Annotated in this window: 14 protein-coding genes; 4 read left to right on the forward strand and 10 right to left on the reverse strand. The window is 60.8% G+C overall.

The features are described 5' to 3' along the window. Positions 1–19 precede the first annotated feature (19 nt). The 8 genes from I9018_RS17290 to I9018_RS17325 all read right to left on the reverse strand — a co-directional run bounded on the left by I9018_RS17290 (position 20) and on the right by I9018_RS17325 (position 8690). Positions 20–667: a DNA repair protein gene (locus I9018_RS17290; RefSeq protein WP_068595636.1), complete on the reverse strand. Its 648-nt coding sequence runs from the start codon at positions 665–667 to the stop codon at positions 20–22. Between the two features lie 17 nt (positions 668–684). After that, complete coding sequence (locus I9018_RS17295; protein ID WP_068587086.1) at positions 685–2391, reverse strand: putative porin; 1707 nt, start codon at positions 2389–2391, stop codon at positions 685–687. Between the two features lie 39 nt (positions 2392–2430). Next, positions 2431–3147, reverse strand: a complete 717-nt coding sequence (locus tag I9018_RS17300; protein ID WP_068587087.1) for an energy transducer TonB — start codon at positions 3145–3147, stop codon at positions 2431–2433. Positions 3148–3150: 3 nt separating this feature from the next. Next, positions 3151–3573 (reverse strand): biopolymer transporter ExbD, encoded by a 423-nt coding sequence (locus I9018_RS17305; protein WP_053129146.1) that lies wholly within the window; start codon positions 3571–3573, stop codon positions 3151–3153. Positions 3574–3584: 11 nt separating this feature from the next. Continuing rightward, positions 3585–5402 carry a MotA/TolQ/ExbB proton channel family protein gene (locus I9018_RS17310; protein WP_068587093.1) on the reverse strand — a complete coding sequence of 606 codons (1818 nt, stop codon included), beginning with the start codon at positions 5400–5402 and terminating at the stop codon, positions 3585–3587. A 22-nt stretch (positions 5403–5424) separates the two neighbouring features. Next, positions 5425–7101 (reverse strand): ShlB/FhaC/HecB family hemolysin secretion/activation protein, encoded by a 1677-nt coding sequence (locus tag I9018_RS17315; protein ID WP_241106993.1) that lies wholly within the window; start codon positions 7099–7101, stop codon positions 5425–5427. Positions 7102–7133: 32 nt separating this feature from the next. Next, positions 7134–7745, reverse strand: a complete 612-nt coding sequence (locus I9018_RS17320) for a transposase (protein ID WP_124347762.1) — start codon at positions 7743–7745, stop codon at positions 7134–7136. 330 nt (positions 7746–8075) lie between these two features. Next, positions 8076–8690 (reverse strand): class I SAM-dependent methyltransferase, encoded by a 615-nt coding sequence (locus tag I9018_RS17325; protein WP_124347763.1) that lies wholly within the window; start codon positions 8688–8690, stop codon positions 8076–8078. Positions 8691–8896: 206 nt separating this feature from the next. Here I9018_RS17325 and I9018_RS17330 point away from each other — a divergent pair, with 206 nt between their 5' ends. After that, positions 8897–9322, forward strand: coding sequence for a hypothetical protein (locus I9018_RS17330; protein WP_124347764.1), 426 nt, complete (start codon positions 8897–8899; stop codon positions 9320–9322). Positions 9323–9358: 36 nt separating this feature from the next. On the opposite strand, the gene I9018_RS17335 is transcribed toward I9018_RS17330, so the two are convergent. Both I9018_RS17335 and I9018_RS17340 read right to left on the reverse strand, forming a co-directional pair. After that, a complete protein-coding gene (locus I9018_RS17335; protein ID WP_241106994.1) occupies positions 9359–10522 on the reverse strand; it encodes a contractile injection system protein, VgrG/Pvc8 family in 1164 nt (387 codons plus the stop codon). Positions 10523–10836: 314 nt separating this feature from the next. Further along, positions 10837–11940 (reverse strand): polyamine ABC transporter substrate-binding protein, encoded by a 1104-nt coding sequence (locus I9018_RS17340; RefSeq protein WP_068587105.1) that lies wholly within the window; start codon positions 11938–11940, stop codon positions 10837–10839. 140 nt (positions 11941–12080) lie between these two features. On the opposite strand from I9018_RS17340, the gene I9018_RS17345 reads away from it, so the two are divergent. From I9018_RS17345 to abaF, 3 genes are all read left to right on the forward strand, one after another. Next, entirely contained in the window at positions 12081–12872 is a 792-nt protein-coding gene (locus I9018_RS17345; protein WP_068587106.1) for a helix-turn-helix transcriptional regulator, read from the forward strand. Positions 12873–13030: 158 nt separating this feature from the next. Continuing rightward, positions 13031–13690, forward strand: a complete 660-nt coding sequence (locus I9018_RS17350; RefSeq protein WP_068587144.1) for a GntR family transcriptional regulator — start codon at positions 13031–13033, stop codon at positions 13688–13690. A 271-nt stretch (positions 13691–13961) separates the two neighbouring features. After that, positions 13962–15335 carry a fosfomycin efflux MFS transporter AbaF gene (gene abaF / locus I9018_RS17355; RefSeq protein WP_277398073.1) on the forward strand — a complete coding sequence of 458 codons (1374 nt, stop codon included), beginning with the start codon at positions 13962–13964 and terminating at the stop codon, positions 15333–15335. Positions 15336–15560: the final 225 nt, after the last annotated feature.

Here is a 15560-nt window from a genome sequence, read left to right on the forward strand (position 1 = left end):
TTCATATCTTCCTTGGTAATCAATGAGCGCTCGCCGCCCGGGGAGCGTCGAACTGAGTCTGGTACAGGTCATCACCGAAGCCCTGGGCCAATTCCTCGAACTTGACCCTAGCACTGCCAGCGAAAGGCTGACGGATCTTCACCACCTCGGCCACGTCGATCTTCTCGTAGGCGGTGAGGATTTCCTTGGCGATGCCATACATTTGCTGATTCTTGACCGCACATTGCTGCACTTGTGTGTCACGTTCGTTCAATTGCGCCTGGAGCTTGGCGCGCTCCGCTTCCTTGCCGCGGGCCAGCACCAGCAGTTCGTCGTAGGCTTTCTTGAATTTTCCCAGCTGCTCGCTGTTGGCCACAGCCTGGGCCTGGGCCTGGCTCTGCAGGTTCTGCTGCTGGCCCGCCAGTTGCTCGGCCACGCCGCGGACCTTGGCCAGTTCGGCGCTCAGTTGCTTGACCTGGGCCTGGGCCTCTTTGGCCGCATTCTCGGCGGCCAGCCGCGCGGCGGCCGCCTGCGCCTGCTCGCTCTGCAAGGCCTGCAGTTGCTGGGTGGTGCTGCGCAACTGGGTACGCAAGCGCTCCTCCATGCCCTCGGCCGTGGCGCTCGCGCTGGCCAACACGCCACAGGCCAGCAACAGGCCCAGGGCCCCTGCCCTTGTCCGGCTGTTCATAACCATCCTCCCTGCGCTTAGAAGCGCGTGTTGAGTTCTAGCTGCATGACGTCGACTTCATAACGCGGCCCATAGACTTGCGATGCGCTCATGTAGCGGGCCGTGGCGTAGATGTTCTTGTCGATGCCGTAGTTGCCGCCCAGGAAGTAGCCCTTGGCGTTGGTGCCCCCCAGGTGGAACGAAGAGTCGTTGAAACCGTCGGGCAAGGCATCGGGCTGGATGTACTTGTAGCCAGCCAGCAGGTTCCAGTCGCCGGCCTTCTTCATTTCCAGGGCGTTGCCCAGGGTGAACTGCAGCATCAGCGCATTGGCGCCGCTCTCGAACTCGCCATTGCGATTGATGTTGTTGACGATCTGGCCTTCGCTGCGCTTGAGCATTTCGGCCTTGTCGTAGGCCAGGTTGTGGATGTAGTTGCCCTGGGTGCGCAGGTGCAGGTCATCGGGCAGCTCGGTGTCCCAGGCCAGGTTTAGGTCCAGCACGTCGAACTTCGAGGCCAGGCCCACGTATTGCGGCTGCGGGGTCAGGCCAGGAGTGGCCGGGTTGGGCGCGATATTGCGCAACAGGAATACGCTGTTGCCCTTCTGCATGAAGGCCACGCGCGAGCCGTCGGTATCGCAGCCCGGGGCGCCGGCCCATGGTTTGCAGGGGCTGGAGCGCTGGCCTTCGATATCGTCGAAGCGGTAGTAGGCCAGTGCGCCCTTGAGGCTGTTGCTGCGGTTGATCTTCCAGTTGGCGCCGATCTGCCCGCCGAACAGCCACTTGGTGTCGCTTTCGTTCTTGTCGAAACCGTTGCTGGTGGCCGTGTCGTTGGTGTATTCCACCGGGAAGGCACCGACCGTGCCGAACAGCCCCCAGTCGCTGTTGAGCTTGTGGTTGAAGATCGCCGCCACACCGTCGAAGTTCAGGTCGTTGGAATACAGCATGTCGGTGGAATAGAACGGATTGGCGATCCGCCCGCCGGTCAGGGTCAGGTCCTGGGTGGCCTTCCAGGTCAGGTAGCCCTGGTCGAGCCAAATGTCCTTCTTGCCAAAGCCGCCGCCCAGGGTCTGGGTGGTGGACACCGGATTGTTGTCCGACCCCGTGCCAATACGGATGCCGGCGGTCCATTCCGGCGAGATCACCGCCTTCATCCCCAGGCGGGCCCGCAGGCGGAACAGGTTGTCACGATCTTCACGGGTGTTGAGCAGCGGCGGCAGCTTGCTGTTGGTGTCCTTGTTGACGTCGTAGGGGCCGCTGTCGTTGAGCTTGGCGTAGTCGACGATCTCGTTGCTGTTGTTGTCGGCGAAGAACCGCGACTCACTACGCAGGCGAATGTCGCCATCGAAGGTGATGCGCGAGACCCAATCCGGGAACGTATTGGGCTGGGCCCAGTTCTCCTGCTTGGCGGTGGCCATGACCTCGGCCTTGACCTGGTCGCGGATCTGGTCGCGGACAATCGCCGGTACGTACTGCACCCGCACGTCTCCCGGCGCTGCCGCAGGTCCGCTGGCGGCCACCGCAGCCACTGTAGCGTTGGCCTGGCGGGCTTGCTGGGCCTCCTTTTCGGCCTGGGCAATCAGCCCGTCGGCCTGCTCCTGCTTCAGCACTCCCTGCTGCACCAACAGACGGATCAGGTTGATCGTGGCGTTCTCCGAGGGCGCGGTCGCGGCGGCCGTGGCCTGTCCGGCCAGGGTCAGGGCAACCATGCCGAGCGCCAGGGTCAATCGATTCATGGTGGAAATCATCTGCACACAACTCCTGTAGAAACTGCAAAAGAGGTTCGATCAATCCGGGCGCCGGCCCTTGAGGGACAGGCGCACAGGCAAGGTCAGGGAAGCCGGCATGCGTTCCTTCAAGCGCGGCGTAGCTCGCAGTGCCGCCAGTACCTGTTCGTCGGTCTGGGCATCGCCACTGGAATGGGCCAGCACGACCCGGGTGACCTGGCCGTCAGCGCCCAGCCACAGGTCCACCTGCAGCGCATAGGCCTTCTTGCGCAGCTCAGGGTCCTCGCGCAGCACTCGCTGGAAAGTCGCCGCCAGGTATTGCTTGTAGGTTCCGGTGCCCAGGCCGCCGCCACCGGAGCCGGCCATGCCGCCACCCTTGCCGGCGCCGATGTTGAACGCATCGTTGCCAGCCTGGGCATCACCGTCGATCTGCATCGGGTTGGCCAGGTCGTCCGCCGGCGATGGCGGCGCCTCTTCCTCCGGCTTGACCTCCTCGGGGGTCGGCGTGGGTTCGGGCTCCGGCACCTTTTCTTCCACCGGGTCTGGCTCCTTGGGCTTTTCCGGCGGCGGTGGAGGTGGCGGCGGTGGTGGCGGCAACGGGATGATGGTCGGCACCTTCGGCGCTTCCCGGCGCACCCCGGCCATGTCGTTGGCCCACTGCCACAGCAGCCAGGCGGCAGCGCCAGCCAGCAGCAGCCCGACACCCCACTTGAGCACGCGCACGACTCTCGGCTTGCGCTGAACGGGCGGTAGCTGGATCGGTTGTTGTGCGGTCATGACTCAGCCCTGGGGTTTGCCGGTGACCAGGCCGACCTGGGACAACTCCAGGCGGCGCAGCAGGTCGAGGACTTCGATGACCTTCTGGTACTGCACCGTGGCGTCGCCGCGGACGATGATCGGGAAGTCGGGGTTCTGCGCCTTCTCGATGCGCAGGCGTTCTTCCAGCTCGCCCAGGGTCACCGGGTAGGCGTCGAGGAACACCTGGCCGCCATCGTTCACCGAAATGGCCTTGGTCTTGGCCTCCGACAGGGACACCGAGGCGCTGGCCTTGGGCAGATGGATCTGGATGCCCGAGACCTGGGCGGTGGCGGTGAGGATGAACATCACCAACACCACCATCAGCACGTCCACCAGGGGCGTGATATTGATGCTGTCGACGGCGGCATCGTCTTCGTCGTCATGGGAGGCGTTCACGGAAGCCATGGCAGTTCTCCTCAGGCCGGGACCGATGCGTTGCTGTGGCTGACGCGCCAGTGGGCGTTCTCGTGCTGCTGGCTCTCGCCATGCAGTTCCGCCAGGCGAGTGATGAACTCATCGACGAACACCCGCATGTCGGCCCCCACTTCCTTGTTGCGGGTGATCAGGCGGTTGTAGCCGAACAACGCCGGGATCGCGACGAACAGGCCCATGGCGGTGGCCAGCAAGGCCGCAGCCATGCCCGGGGCGATGGCATTGATGTTGACGTCGCCGGCCATGGCGGTACCGAGGAACACCACCATGATCCCCAGCACCGTGCCCAACAGGCCGATGTAGGGGCCGCCGGCGATGGCGTTGGAGAGGGTCGAGAGCTTGGCGCTCAGTTGCTGGTTCTCGCGGGTGCGCACCCCGTCCATGGAGCAGCGGATGGCCTCGATAGTGGCCGCCGACACCGACGAGGTATCGGCGCCCTGCTCGCGGCGGGTGCGGATCTCCTTGACCGCCACCAGGTACAAGCGCCACAGCGAGGATTGCTCCAGGCGCTCGGCCAGGGCCTGGTCATCGGCGAACATTTCCAGGCGCGTGCCGACCCTGGCGAACTGCTCGCGAAACAAGGCATTGGCGGCACTGACACGGCTGACCATGCGGTTCTTGCGCAGCATGATGACCCAGGACTGGATCATCATCGCCACCAGCACCAGGATGATCACCCAGGCATCCATCGGTACCGCCTTGAGCAGGAAGCCCAGGCTGCCGAAACCGAAACCGGACTGTTCTTCATCGACGCCGTAGGCCACCAGCTTCGACTCGGCCCCCTGGGAACTTGCATCCGCAAGAATCAGCGCTGCAGGTCGTACCACCTTGGACAGCCGCAACTCGTCCAGCGCCCCGGTGAACGGCAGGAAATGACTGGCCTCGGCGCCAGGGGCCGGCGGCAGGTCGGCACCGATGGCCAATACCGAGTTGAAGCTGGCGATGGCCTGGGCCAGGCTCGCGGTCTCGCGGCCATTGACGTACAGGGCGAGCTTGCTGCCCTCCCCGCTCAAGGCCAGGTGTTGCCATTGCCCCGGATTCAACGGTTGGGTGGACACCGCGCGCTGGCCATCCACTTCCACGAACGGCACGCCCTGGTTGACCCCGATCAGCAGGCTGGAGGCACCTTCGCGACGGGCCAGCAACAGCTGCTCACCACTGGCCTGGTCCAGGCGTACCCAGGCACTGAAGGTGAACGCCCCACCGGCGTTGTGCTGCAGCGACGGGCTGGCCGGCAACAGCAGCGGCTGGCCGCTGAACTGCAAGGCACGGCCGATGACGCCCTCGATGGCCGCGCCAGTGGCGTTCTGCGCGGTGTTGCCGTAGGCGGTGGTGTCCTTGGCGGGCGTGCCATTGCTGCCATCGAAATGGTAGATGGCGGTATAGCTGGGATCGAAAGTCAGCTGGCCATTGGCAGTACCCGGGGCCTTCTGGTTGCCGTAGTACATCCAGATATCCTGGCGCTGGCCACCTTCGACCCTGGGCACATCGACCCAGATCAGCGCCATGCCCATCAATGGGTCGAAGCTCTCGATCTGGTGGTTGAACACGGTCTTGTCATCGGCGGCGACAAACCGCAGGTCGGACCCGTCTTCCTTGACCCCGTCGAACGTGAAGTTGCCGGTGTGCAAGCGCACCAGCAAGGCGGTGCGGCCCAAGGCCTCGTTGATGCCGGCGCCCTGGGGTGTAGTGTCCACGGTGATCTGCTTGCGGTAGTGCCAGTCGTCCTGCCACCAGGCATGGGCCGTAGCCGGGAGCACGAAGCCCAGGCAGATCAACAGGCTCAGGAATAAGCGTTGCATGGAAGGGGTTCTCCGTAAAAAGTCAGAACGTCGCCTGCACACTGAAGTGCACGCGCGGGTCGTGTTTCTGGGTGTTGGGCCCGTCTTTGAGCGGGTAGCCCCAGTCCAGGCTGCCGGACAGCCACTTGCTCAGGCTGGCGCGAGTGCCCAGGCCGACGCTGGCCAGGCTGTATTCGTCGTCCTGTTCCGGCAGGGGCTCATGCAGGCTCAGGCGGGCACCTTCGGCGAAGGCGTAGAAGCGCCATTCCTGCACGTAGCTGCCGAGGAACTTGGCCAGGGACGGCGTGCGCAGCTCCTGGGAAAACAGGTAGCCCTCGTCTCCTGTGCGTTCAGCGGCCAGGTAACCGCGTACCGACGTGGCACCGCCGGCGGAATACTGCTCGTTGGACACCAGCGGCCCCGAGGCCAGCTGGAAGGCGCTCTTGGATGCCGACTGCCAATCGTTGTCGAAGGTGTAGGTAAAGTTCAGGTCGCCCTTGAGCACCGAGAAACTGGCACTGGCTTCATCGCGCTTGAACTGGAACTCGTGGGCCTCGCTGCCATAGCCGAAAGAGCGCCGGGTACCGATCACCAGGTTCAACCCCAGGCCCAGCTGGGACTTTTCGCTGTAGCGGTAACCGTTGTAGCCGAAGGTCAGCGGGGCGTACTTGAGCGGGATCTCATCGCGGCTGTTGCCCAGGCGCACTTCTTCCTTGAAGTCCTTGAAGTCCACCCCCAGCGAAAACGAGTTGGCCCAGTTGCCCGAGGCCGGCAGGGTGTAGATCGCCGACAATCCATAGGAGTGACCCTTGCCCAGCACATTGCTGCCGCCGACGGTGGCGATGTTGCTGTCGGACTGGTAGCCGGAGAACTGCAGGCTCCAGCGATCCGTCAACGGCGCGGTGTAGGAACCGGACCAGACCTTGGCATTCTCGGTGTCCTGGGGGGCGGTGAAAAAGGTCAGGGACACGCTGTGGCCCAGTTGCCACAGGTTGTCGTAGCCGACGCTGGCCACCGAGCGCAGCTTTTCGGTGTCGGCGCTGTAGTCGTTGTTCAGGCCGAGGCTGGCGCGCCAGGGATTCTGGTCCTCCACTTGCAGGTCCACATCCATGGTTCCCGGGCGCTGGCCCTCGCGCACCAACGGCATGACCTGGCGCCCCGTTCCCCGATTGAGGCCGGCCAGCTGGCTCTGCACCGTGGCGAAGTCCGGGACCTGGCCTTCCTTGAGCGCCGGCACCTGGTCGCGGATCTCCACCGGCGAATAGTGCTTGGCGCCCACGACCCGCACACGACCGACCTTGGTCTCGCTGACCTGCAGGTAGACGATGCCGTCCTCGACCTTCTGCTCCGGCAGTTCGACGTATACCGACTGGTAGCCCCGGGCCTGATAGACCTTCTGCAAGGCATCGCGAGCGCCTTCGATATCGCTCAAGGCCTTTTGCGGGCCCAGGAACGGGTACACCGCCTCCTCGATCGCCCGGGCATCGAGCACCGTATTGCCGCGTACGAAGTACTCGTTGACGTCCACCAGCTTGGCTGGTGCCGTCTCGGCCACGGCGGCCTGCCCGGCCTCCTCGGCCTGCACCACCGGCGCCAGCGCCAATAGCGTCAACCAACCGCACAACGGCCACCAGCGCCCGCCACTGCCCGGTCGTCCTGATTTGCCCAGATGCTCCACACCGCCCCCTAGAAGTCTGAAAATTGGCGCGCGCACGCGCATTGCCGTCGCCGTTTGCACAGCGTTTGGCCGATTCAATTGCTGGTGATCGTGGTGTTGTCGTGGCGTGCCAGCCAGGTATGCAGCAGCGCGAAGTTCAGCGAAAACTCCGGCATCTGCAGCAGGGCGCCGCAGAACACTTCACCGATGATCTTGTGGATCAGTTGCACGGCCTGCGGGTTGTTCAGCAGCGTGGCGATGTCGCGGCTCAAGACACTGAAGCTCCAGACCTTCTGGTTCAGGCCCAGGCCGACGAACCAGCGGAACAGCAGGTTGTAGTTGAGCTGTTCGTAAAGCTGCTGTTCGCTTTGGACCGAGTACAAAAGCTGCAACAACAGGATGTGCATCACCGTACGCGGCGCGATGAACATACCGGCCTCGGCATGGAGGCTCAGGAACAGGTCGCCCTGCTGATCAAGCAACTCCTCGATCTGCGGGCGCAGCAACACCAGCGAATGCCCCGGCGGGATGTAGCTGGACACCTCCTTCAAGGCCCCCTGCCAATCATCCTGGGACACGATCCAGACCCACGGAGCGCCATAGCGATAGACCGAGACCGGCTTCTTGCGAGCCGCTTCGACAATCTTCGACAGCCGTTGGTCCAGCTCCTGCATGCCCACTTTCGAGTAGCGTTCCATAGTCCCCATAGCCTCACTCCCGGCATCCCGCCTCGGCTTAAAAAAGTGGCCTTGCGGCCCCCTCAAGCGCGTTACATACCCAAGACCCAAGTGGCTATGCGCTACCGAACTTTTGTCATAAAAGCTTCATTCACAACCTGAAAATCAAACTGCCATCACAGCAATTCAACCGCTGCCGCAGGCTGCGTTGGGTTGGATATATGGAGGGGCTACAACCACCGCACAGGCTCGTGTAGCCGCTGCTGCAGGCTGTGCAGGGGTGCGGCCGGGGGCGCCGCGTTAGGCCAGATACAGAGGGAGCCACGGCCGCTGGGCGGGCGATCACAGGCTCGGCAGCGGCTACAGGGGATGTTGGGCGATCACGTCAATCCGGTGCCAATGCTTGGTCCCTCGCAGGCTGGGGCCGTCGTACTCGTGGACCTGGACGTGGATCAAGTCGAAATCGAGAAACAAGGCACGAACCTCTGGCTCGGAGTGAAACGTTCTCGACGGATCGCCCGCCCAGCCATCCCTGTCGCCAAAGAACTGGCCCACGAAGATCCCTCCGGGAAGCAGGGCAGCCCTGACCGTGGCCCAGAATTTTTCAAAGCTTTGCGGATGACAAAATGGCATCGACATGCCGGCATGGATCAATGAGGCCGCCGGCAATGCCACAAGGTCCTCGAACCTTTGCACGACAGCGACGCATTCGCGGCATGGGAAGCCTGCGCCGATGGCCCTGGCCCTTTCGATTGCACCAAGTTCCTGGTCTATCGCCAGAACATCCCACCCTGCCGCCATCAGGGCACGGGTTTCGTTACCAGCGCCGCACCCCAGGTCAATGGCTCTTGCCGAACCTGTCGAAAGGCTTGCAAGCGCCATCGCAGCCTGAAGCAGCGATGAGGCCGGACGCTCCTTGTGATGCTCGTAGTAGGTGCTCCACGGTGCTGGACCGCCTGGATTTCGCGACTGCATTCCTTGAACCGTTGCGGATGGTCATGGGTGGTGTAAGGCTTGGCGATACTGCCAGAGAGTGGATGACAGAATGTGAACAGTGGCATGGGCATAGGTAGCAATGTGAGAATGCGCACGCTTCGATACCCTGCGGCCGCCAGGTTCGGGGAGCTCCACAAGGATCAGGTCGACAAACGCTCACCCCATTGGAAAACCGGAATCACCCCATGAAATTCACCTTGGCCGGTCAAGTCATCGACCCGAAGAGCGTCGGTTATCGCAGCCTGGGCTTCGGCGAAGCGCTGGCCATCGCAGCAACCCCTTATGAGCTGCGCATCAGCCACAGTGAACTCCCACCGGATTTCCTGGACCACGCCGACAGCTTTACCGCCCAATGCCAGAGCGATGACCTGGCCCAGGGCTTTATCGACATCCCGGAGCTGGAAGCGATCGACTACCCAGGTTTCAGGACACTTTTGACAAGCCATCCCGACCTGGCCGCGCGCTTGATCCGGGACTACCTGTACTTTGATTTGTTCTATTCGCTGTTTCCGAACTCAGTCGGCCTCGACGTCGTGATCAACGACATCACCGACCTTTACCTGCAAGAGGACTCGATCATCGTCACGGGTAAAACATTCGCCGCTCGGTGAATACCAGGTCGCGCACAAGGCAATGCGCTGGTCCTTTCAGCGACAGCACAGGCAGCCGCCGATCCGCGGTTGATCGGGGTCACCGTCAACAAAGGTGACCGTGACCTCCTCCCCGACCTGCAAGGGCTTCACCTGGCCGCATTCGCTGGCGGCGCCAACGAGCCAACAGCTGCTCTTGTCATCAAAGCGACCTTCACGGTCCCAGGGAAATCGCACCTTGACCCGTCCAGGACGCGGCTCACCGGGTGTCTCTTCATCTTCCAGGGCGATGACCACCGCGACCTGGCTGCTTGGAACCTGGGGTTTGTGATGAACCACGGGGGGACGATGGAACACCTCCCACGCCAGCGCTGTAAAACGGTTGCGATAGCCCTGGAGCACATCGTCGCCGGGCTCGACGCTGTCGTCCCAGGCCTCGGGTTGCCGGCCTTCATGGAAGACCTGGGTGAGCAGCCATAGATCGTTGCCCTGGCCTGGGCAATCCGAGCATTCCACCACATGGCCACTGTGCAGGTAGACCTGTTTGCTCTGCCCCTCGACTTGGCGATGAACCATGTAGCGGCGCTCCAGGGTGCGCGCACCCGGAACCTGGATGTGTTCGCCAGCCACCCAGCCGTTCTCTTGTGCTAGAGCCGTGGCCTGCCCGATCCTGGGAAAAGCCGTCCGGTCGTCGGCAAATACCAGCACATGACCTTGAGCGCTGTGCTGGAAGTGAAAGTGAATCCCTTCCTCTTCGCACAAACGCTGGATAAAGTGCAGATCGGTTTCATCGTATTGGGTGCGGTAGTCACGCTGGGGATAGGTCGCCTTCAGCTCCAACCGATAGGCATCGCCCAGGATGCCGTGCTCCTCCAGTATCAGGGCGACGATTTTCGGCACCGAGAATCCTTGATAGACCCTGCGATTGATGCGGTGGCGCAAATAGGACAGGTGCGGAACGAGGACCGCTCGGTAGCGATCGCCACTGCGCTCGATGTGGTAGATCCGCCCATGAATTCCCCTACCCTGCGGGTCGAAACCCAGAAACGCCTCGGCGTCGACCAGGCTTTCCAGGTCCAGGCCAGGGTTTGCAAGCCACTCCATATTGAAGAAGTAAGGCTTGCTGATTGCCTCCTCACCACTAAATGCGAGCACTTGAACGTCGCGCTCGAGACCGTCGATTGTCAAACTGAAACATGTCTGATGGGCTGGTCTGGGCATCCACTGTTCTCGTATTGGATGAAGTGTTGAGTTGATGCTGTCGCGGACAGCAATGCAGGCATGGCTCTACTTGAAGAACCACGTCCAGGGCGAATCAATCTGATACTGCCTCGCCACCATTGCGACCAACAGGGCTTGAACAACAGTAAACAATTACAAGTAATTGACTGTTCAACGACATGCAGACACTTGCGAGGAGCGCCTTGCATTTCCCAGTAACTTCTTATCGACACGACTTGCTGCTTTAACTCTTTGCAAGCTTTCGTAGAGGGTGAAAGCCTGCAAAGAACAATCATTGAGATGATCGGTCCGGATCAGATACTACTCTTCACCTTGGTCCAGACCCGCGTGCGAATTCGCTCCAGTTTCAAGGGTAATGGCTCAAGCGGAACCAATTCAGCAACGACTTTCCGGTCTGGATAAATCCACGGATTGTCCCGCAACTTTTGTTCGACAAACTCCGTGGCATCCTTATTCGCATTAGGATAGAGCGTATGGTTTGAAGTCTTGGCAATAACTTCCGGGCGCAGCATGTAGTTGATGAACGCCAGCCCTTCCTTCGGATGGGGAGCGTCTTTTAGCAGCACCAGGTTTTCCGACCAGACCAGTGCCCCCTCGCGAGGAAGGCTGTAGGTAATCTTGCGGCCGGTGTTGGCCTTTTCATTAACGGCCTGTGCAGCAAGGGCACCGTTGGCCCATCCCACGACAACACAGATATTGCCATCAGCCAGGTCGGTGTCGATCTTGGACGAGTCGAAATAGAGGATATAGGGACGGATCTTCAACAGCAGGGCTTGAGCCTTCTGGTAATCGTCCGGGTTTCTGCTGTTGCTGGGAAGTCCCAGGTAATGCAAGGCAATCGAGATGATCTCGCTTGGCGAGTCGAGCATCGCCACGCCACAGGATTGGAGCTTGCTGATGTTTTCTTCTTTAAATATCAGGTCCCAGCTATTCACCGGTGCATCATCGCCCAGCGCCGCCTTGACCTTATCGACGTCATAGCCAATGCCCGTGGTTCCCCACAAGTAAGGCACGGCATAACGGTTGCCTGGGTCGTTGACCGCGACCTGGGCCAGCAGATCTGGGTCGATATGCGCCAAGTTGCTCAGTTGACTGCGATCCAACGGCTGCAGGACGCCGGCCTGGATCAGGCTGGGCAACACGTTGGAGGTTGCCACGACCACGTCATATCCGGTACGCCCGGCCATGACCTTGCTCTGCATGATTTCAGCGCTGTCGAACGCATCCATGTGAATCCTGATGCCAGCGTCCCGCTCGAACTCCTTGGGAGTCTGTGGGGCGAGGAGCCCGAACCAGTTGTACAGGTACATCCCGGGTTCTGCAGCGGCCGCCGATGTGCTTATCCCCGCACACAGCAACGCAGCCGAAAAAATGGTTCGCAAACGAAGCTTTCTCATGCAACATCCTTGTTCAAGCCGATGTGCCCTCATGGCCATCGTTAACACCCGAACGTGAATATACCGGGGGTTAACGAATAGTAAATACCTACGAATACTTACCTCTAGCCCACGACTCCCTAACCCTAAAGGGGTAGAAAATGCCGCTCGACCTTCATAGCCTGGCCTGGCATCGATCGATTGGAAAACTGATCATGCAGTTGAATCGTCCAGAGTTCTGGAGCTCGCTTATTCGGACATTGAATGAATATGTACAAGTCGATAACTGGGTCGTATTGATTTTCAGCAGCAAACAAGTTCAGGTTGTCAGTCTCCCCGAAGTAGCAGATGCCGAAGAGGTGGATGCATTTACCCAGCGTTACGTCAAGGGGCTTTATCTGCTAGACCCTTTCTACATAGCCAATCGAGAGAACCCACAAAGTGGTTTCTTTCACTTGTTGGATATCGTTCCTGAGTATTTCCTCGAAACCGAGTACTACCACAAGTACTTTGCACAATACATTTCTGTAGATGAAGTGCAGTACAACGCGCAACTCGACGGGGACAGGACCTTATGCATCTCCATTGGTAGCAGCACTCACTTTTGCCAGGACCAGATCACCATGCTCGATATCATCAAGCCATGGGTGATCGCCTTGATGCATCAGCGCATGAGTTTCGAGATCGAGGAAGAGAAGCACCTCACCAGCGCGCCTTTATGGTCGCAAACCATTACCCAGCTCGGCACGCAGATAACCACGCGGGAAAGCGACGTGCTCAGGCTATTGCTCAGTGGCTTCTCCAACAAGGAGATCGCCGGAAAACTCTGCCTGTCGGCCGAAACGATCAAGGTTCACCGCCGCAACATCTACGCAAAGTTGAACATCAAGTCCCAATCCGAACTGTTCGCTCGCTTCTTCATGCCCAAGAAAGATGCCTTTTCTTCAGTTTGAAACAAGACGTTCCGATCCTGCCCTGCTGATTCGAAGCTGGCCTGCTTGATTATCGCGAGCTGATTTCGGGAGGTGCGCGTAAGCGGCGCATCTTTTGGCCCCCATGGCATTTCGTATAAGATATTCGCATTCATCCTCACTCGGTAACCCTCGTGCCCCTGCCCTTTCACAAAGCCCCCAACCTTGGCGTCGTGCCCTCGACCTCGGAAATCATTGCCAAGCACCTGCGTGAAGCCATCATCTCCGGCCACCTGGCTGAAGGCGAACCGGTGCGCCAGGACGACATCGCCCAGGTGTTCAATGTCAGCAAGATTCCGGTGCGCGAGGCGCTCAAGCGCCTGGAGGCCGAGGGGCTGGTGGACTTTCATCGCAATCGCGGCGCCCTGGTGACCAAGATCTCCGAGCCAGAGCTGGCCCAGATGTTCGAAGTGAGGGTGCTACTGGAGGTCCAGGCCATCCGCCTGGCCGTTCCCAACATGACCGAAGAAACCTTTGCCCGGGCCGAAGCGATCTGCGCCGAGTTCGTCGGGGAGAACGACATCGGCCGTTGGGCCGAACTCAATTGGGAATTGCATGCCTGCCTGTACGAGCCGGCCCAGCGCCCTTTCCTGGTCAACCTGATCCGCTCGATCCACGACAAGATCGAACGCTACCTGCGCATGCAGATGAGCCTTTCGGCCGGGAAGGATCGCGCCGACCACGAGCACAAGGACATCGTCGCCGCCTGCCGCAGCGGGAATGTCGAACTCGCGGCCAAGCTGATCGAAGAGCACATCAACGGCGTCTGCCAGAGCCTGTACGAACACCTGCCCCACTGACCGCTACTGGTTGCTCCGTTAGGTGGCATCCCCATGGCGGGTGCCACCTGTCGTAACACCCTCGCGCCCATGGCCTGCATCGAGGCCAACATCTGACACACGCAGAATCAAGGCTTGCAGCTCGATGGCGAGCGGCTGGCTGTTCTGGCGTCAATCTTGCTTTGAAATATATCGTATACGAAATACAGTATATGCCGACTGTTTCAACAGCCAGGCCTGGCGCAGTGCCCAGGCAACCCCCTCTAACAAGATCTATCGGAGTGCGACATTGATGACCTCGACAACTTCTGCAACAGCCAGCGAACTGGAACGAACGGCGGGCAAGGCCCCCGCCGGGATCAAGCGAGTGGTGGCCGCAGCGATGGCCGGTGCCGTGGCCGAGTGGTACGAGTTCTTTCTATACGGCACCGCCTCGGCCCTGGTGTTCGGCCAATTGTTCTTCCGCCAGACCGGTAGCGCGGTGGATGGCATCATCGCGGCCTTCGCCCTGTATGCCGTAGGCTTCCTGGCCAGGCCGATCGGCGGGCTGGTCTTCGGTCATTACGGCGACAAGATCGGACGCAAGCATCTGCTACAGATCAGCCTGGTGGTGGTCGGTATCACCACGTTCCTGATGGGATGCCTGCCCACCTTCGAACGCATCGGTTACGCCGCCCCCATCCTGCTGGTGCTGCTGCGGTTGATCCAGGGGTTCGCCTTCGGGGGTGAATGGGGAGGCGCGGTACTGTTGGTGTCCGAGCACAGCCCGGACAACCGCCGCGGATTCTGGGCCAGTTGGCCGCAAGCCGGGGTCCCGGCCGGTAACCTGATTGCAACGGTGATCCTGCTGCTTCTGTCATCCAATCTCAGCGAAGCGCAGTTCCTTGACTGGGGCTGGCGCGTAGCGTTCTGGTTCTCCGCCGTCGTGGTCCTGGTCGGCTACTGGATCCGCACCCGGGTCGATGACGCCCCCATCTTCAAGGAAGCCCAGGCCCGCCAGCACAAGATCGAGAAAGAGCAGCTGGGCGTGGTCGAGGTCGTCACAAAATACTGGCGTGAAGTGCTGATCGGCATCGGCGCCCGGTTTGCCGAGAACATCCTCTATTACATCGTCGTCACGTTCTCGATCACCTACCTCAAGCTGGTCGTGCACAAAGACACTTCGCAAATCCTGCTATTGATGTTCGGCGCCCACCTGTTGCACTTCTTCATGATTCCCTTGATGGGCTACCTGTCCGACATCATCGGGCGCAAACCGGTGTACCTGATCGGTGCGGTACTTACCGGCTTCTGGGGCTTCGTCGGGTTCCCCATGATGGATACCGGGAACGACTGGCTGATCATGGCCGCCATCACCCTGGGCCTGGCTATCGAATCCATGACCTATGCGCCCTACTCCGCCTTGATGTCGGAACTGTTCCCGACCCATGTGCGCTATACGGCCCTGTCCCTCTGCTACCAGGTGGCGCCCATTCTCGCCGGCTCCCTGGCACCGCTGATCGCCATTACCCTGCTCAAGGAATACAACAGCTCGACGCCGATCGCCTGGTACCTGGTGGCATCGGCCGTGATCTCGATCATTGCCGTGGCGGCCGCCAGGGAGACCCGTGGCATGTCGCTGCGCGAGGTGGACAAGGCGTCGGCGGCGCGGGTCTCCAGTCGCTGATACTCCCCTCGCCCTGACCCGGCTCACGGAAGAGCCCCTTGGCCTGCAAGCTTTGATGAGCCCTGCAATCCAGGCCGTTTACCCAGAACGCCGCCATTTGAAATGACAACCGAGGCTTTACTTCCCAAGGCATCGATTATATAACGTATACGATATTCGATTATGACCACTGGAACAGGTCCCCAGCCATTCCTGGCCAGTGCCATAGATGTAGCTACAACCACC

The organism is Pseudomonas sp. MPFS (assembly GCF_022537035.1).
In the GTDB taxonomy this organism is placed as follows: Bacteria; Pseudomonadota; Gammaproteobacteria; order Pseudomonadales; family Pseudomonadaceae; genus Aquipseudomonas; species Aquipseudomonas sessilinigenes.

Bases quoted from the DNA above. Each gene is read 5' to 3' on its own strand.
- I9018_RS17290 (WP_068595636.1), bottom strand. From the start codon at position 667: ATGAACAGCCGGACAAGGGCAGGGGCCCTGGGCCTGTTGCTGGCCTGT.
- I9018_RS17295 (WP_068587086.1), bottom strand. From the start codon at position 2,391: ATGATTTCCACCATGAATCGATTGACCCTGGCGCTCGGCATGGTTGCC.
- I9018_RS17300 (WP_068587087.1), bottom strand. From the start codon at position 3,147: ATGACCGCACAACAACCGATCCAGCTACCGCCCGTTCAGCGCAAGCCG.
- I9018_RS17305 (WP_053129146.1), bottom strand. From the start codon at position 3,573: ATGGCTTCCGTGAACGCCTCCCATGACGACGAAGACGATGCCGCCGTC.
- I9018_RS17310 (WP_068587093.1), bottom strand. From the start codon at position 5,402: ATGCAACGCTTATTCCTGAGCCTGTTGATCTGCCTGGGCTTCGTGCTC.
- I9018_RS17315 (WP_241106993.1), bottom strand. From the start codon at position 7,101: ATGCGCGTGCGCGCGCCAATTTTCAGACTTCTAGGGGGCGGTGTGGAG.
- I9018_RS17320 (WP_124347762.1), bottom strand. From the start codon at position 7,745: ATGGGGACTATGGAACGCTACTCGAAAGTGGGCATGCAGGAGCTGGAC.
- I9018_RS17325 (WP_124347763.1), bottom strand. From the start codon at position 8,690: ATGCAGTCGCGAAATCCAGGCGGTCCAGCACCGTGGAGCACCTACTAC.
- I9018_RS17330 (WP_124347764.1), top strand. From the start codon at position 8,897: ATGAAATTCACCTTGGCCGGTCAAGTCATCGACCCGAAGAGCGTCGGT.
- I9018_RS17335 (WP_241106994.1), bottom strand. From the start codon at position 10,522: ATGCCCAGACCAGCCCATCAGACATGTTTCAGTTTGACAATCGACGGT.
- I9018_RS17340 (WP_068587105.1), bottom strand. From the start codon at position 11,940: ATGAGAAAGCTTCGTTTGCGAACCATTTTTTCGGCTGCGTTGCTGTGT.
- I9018_RS17345 (WP_068587106.1), top strand. From the start codon at position 12,081: ATGCCGCTCGACCTTCATAGCCTGGCCTGGCATCGATCGATTGGAAAA.
- abaF (WP_277398073.1), top strand. From the start codon at position 13,962: ATGACCTCGACAACTTCTGCAACAGCCAGCGAACTGGAACGAACGGCG.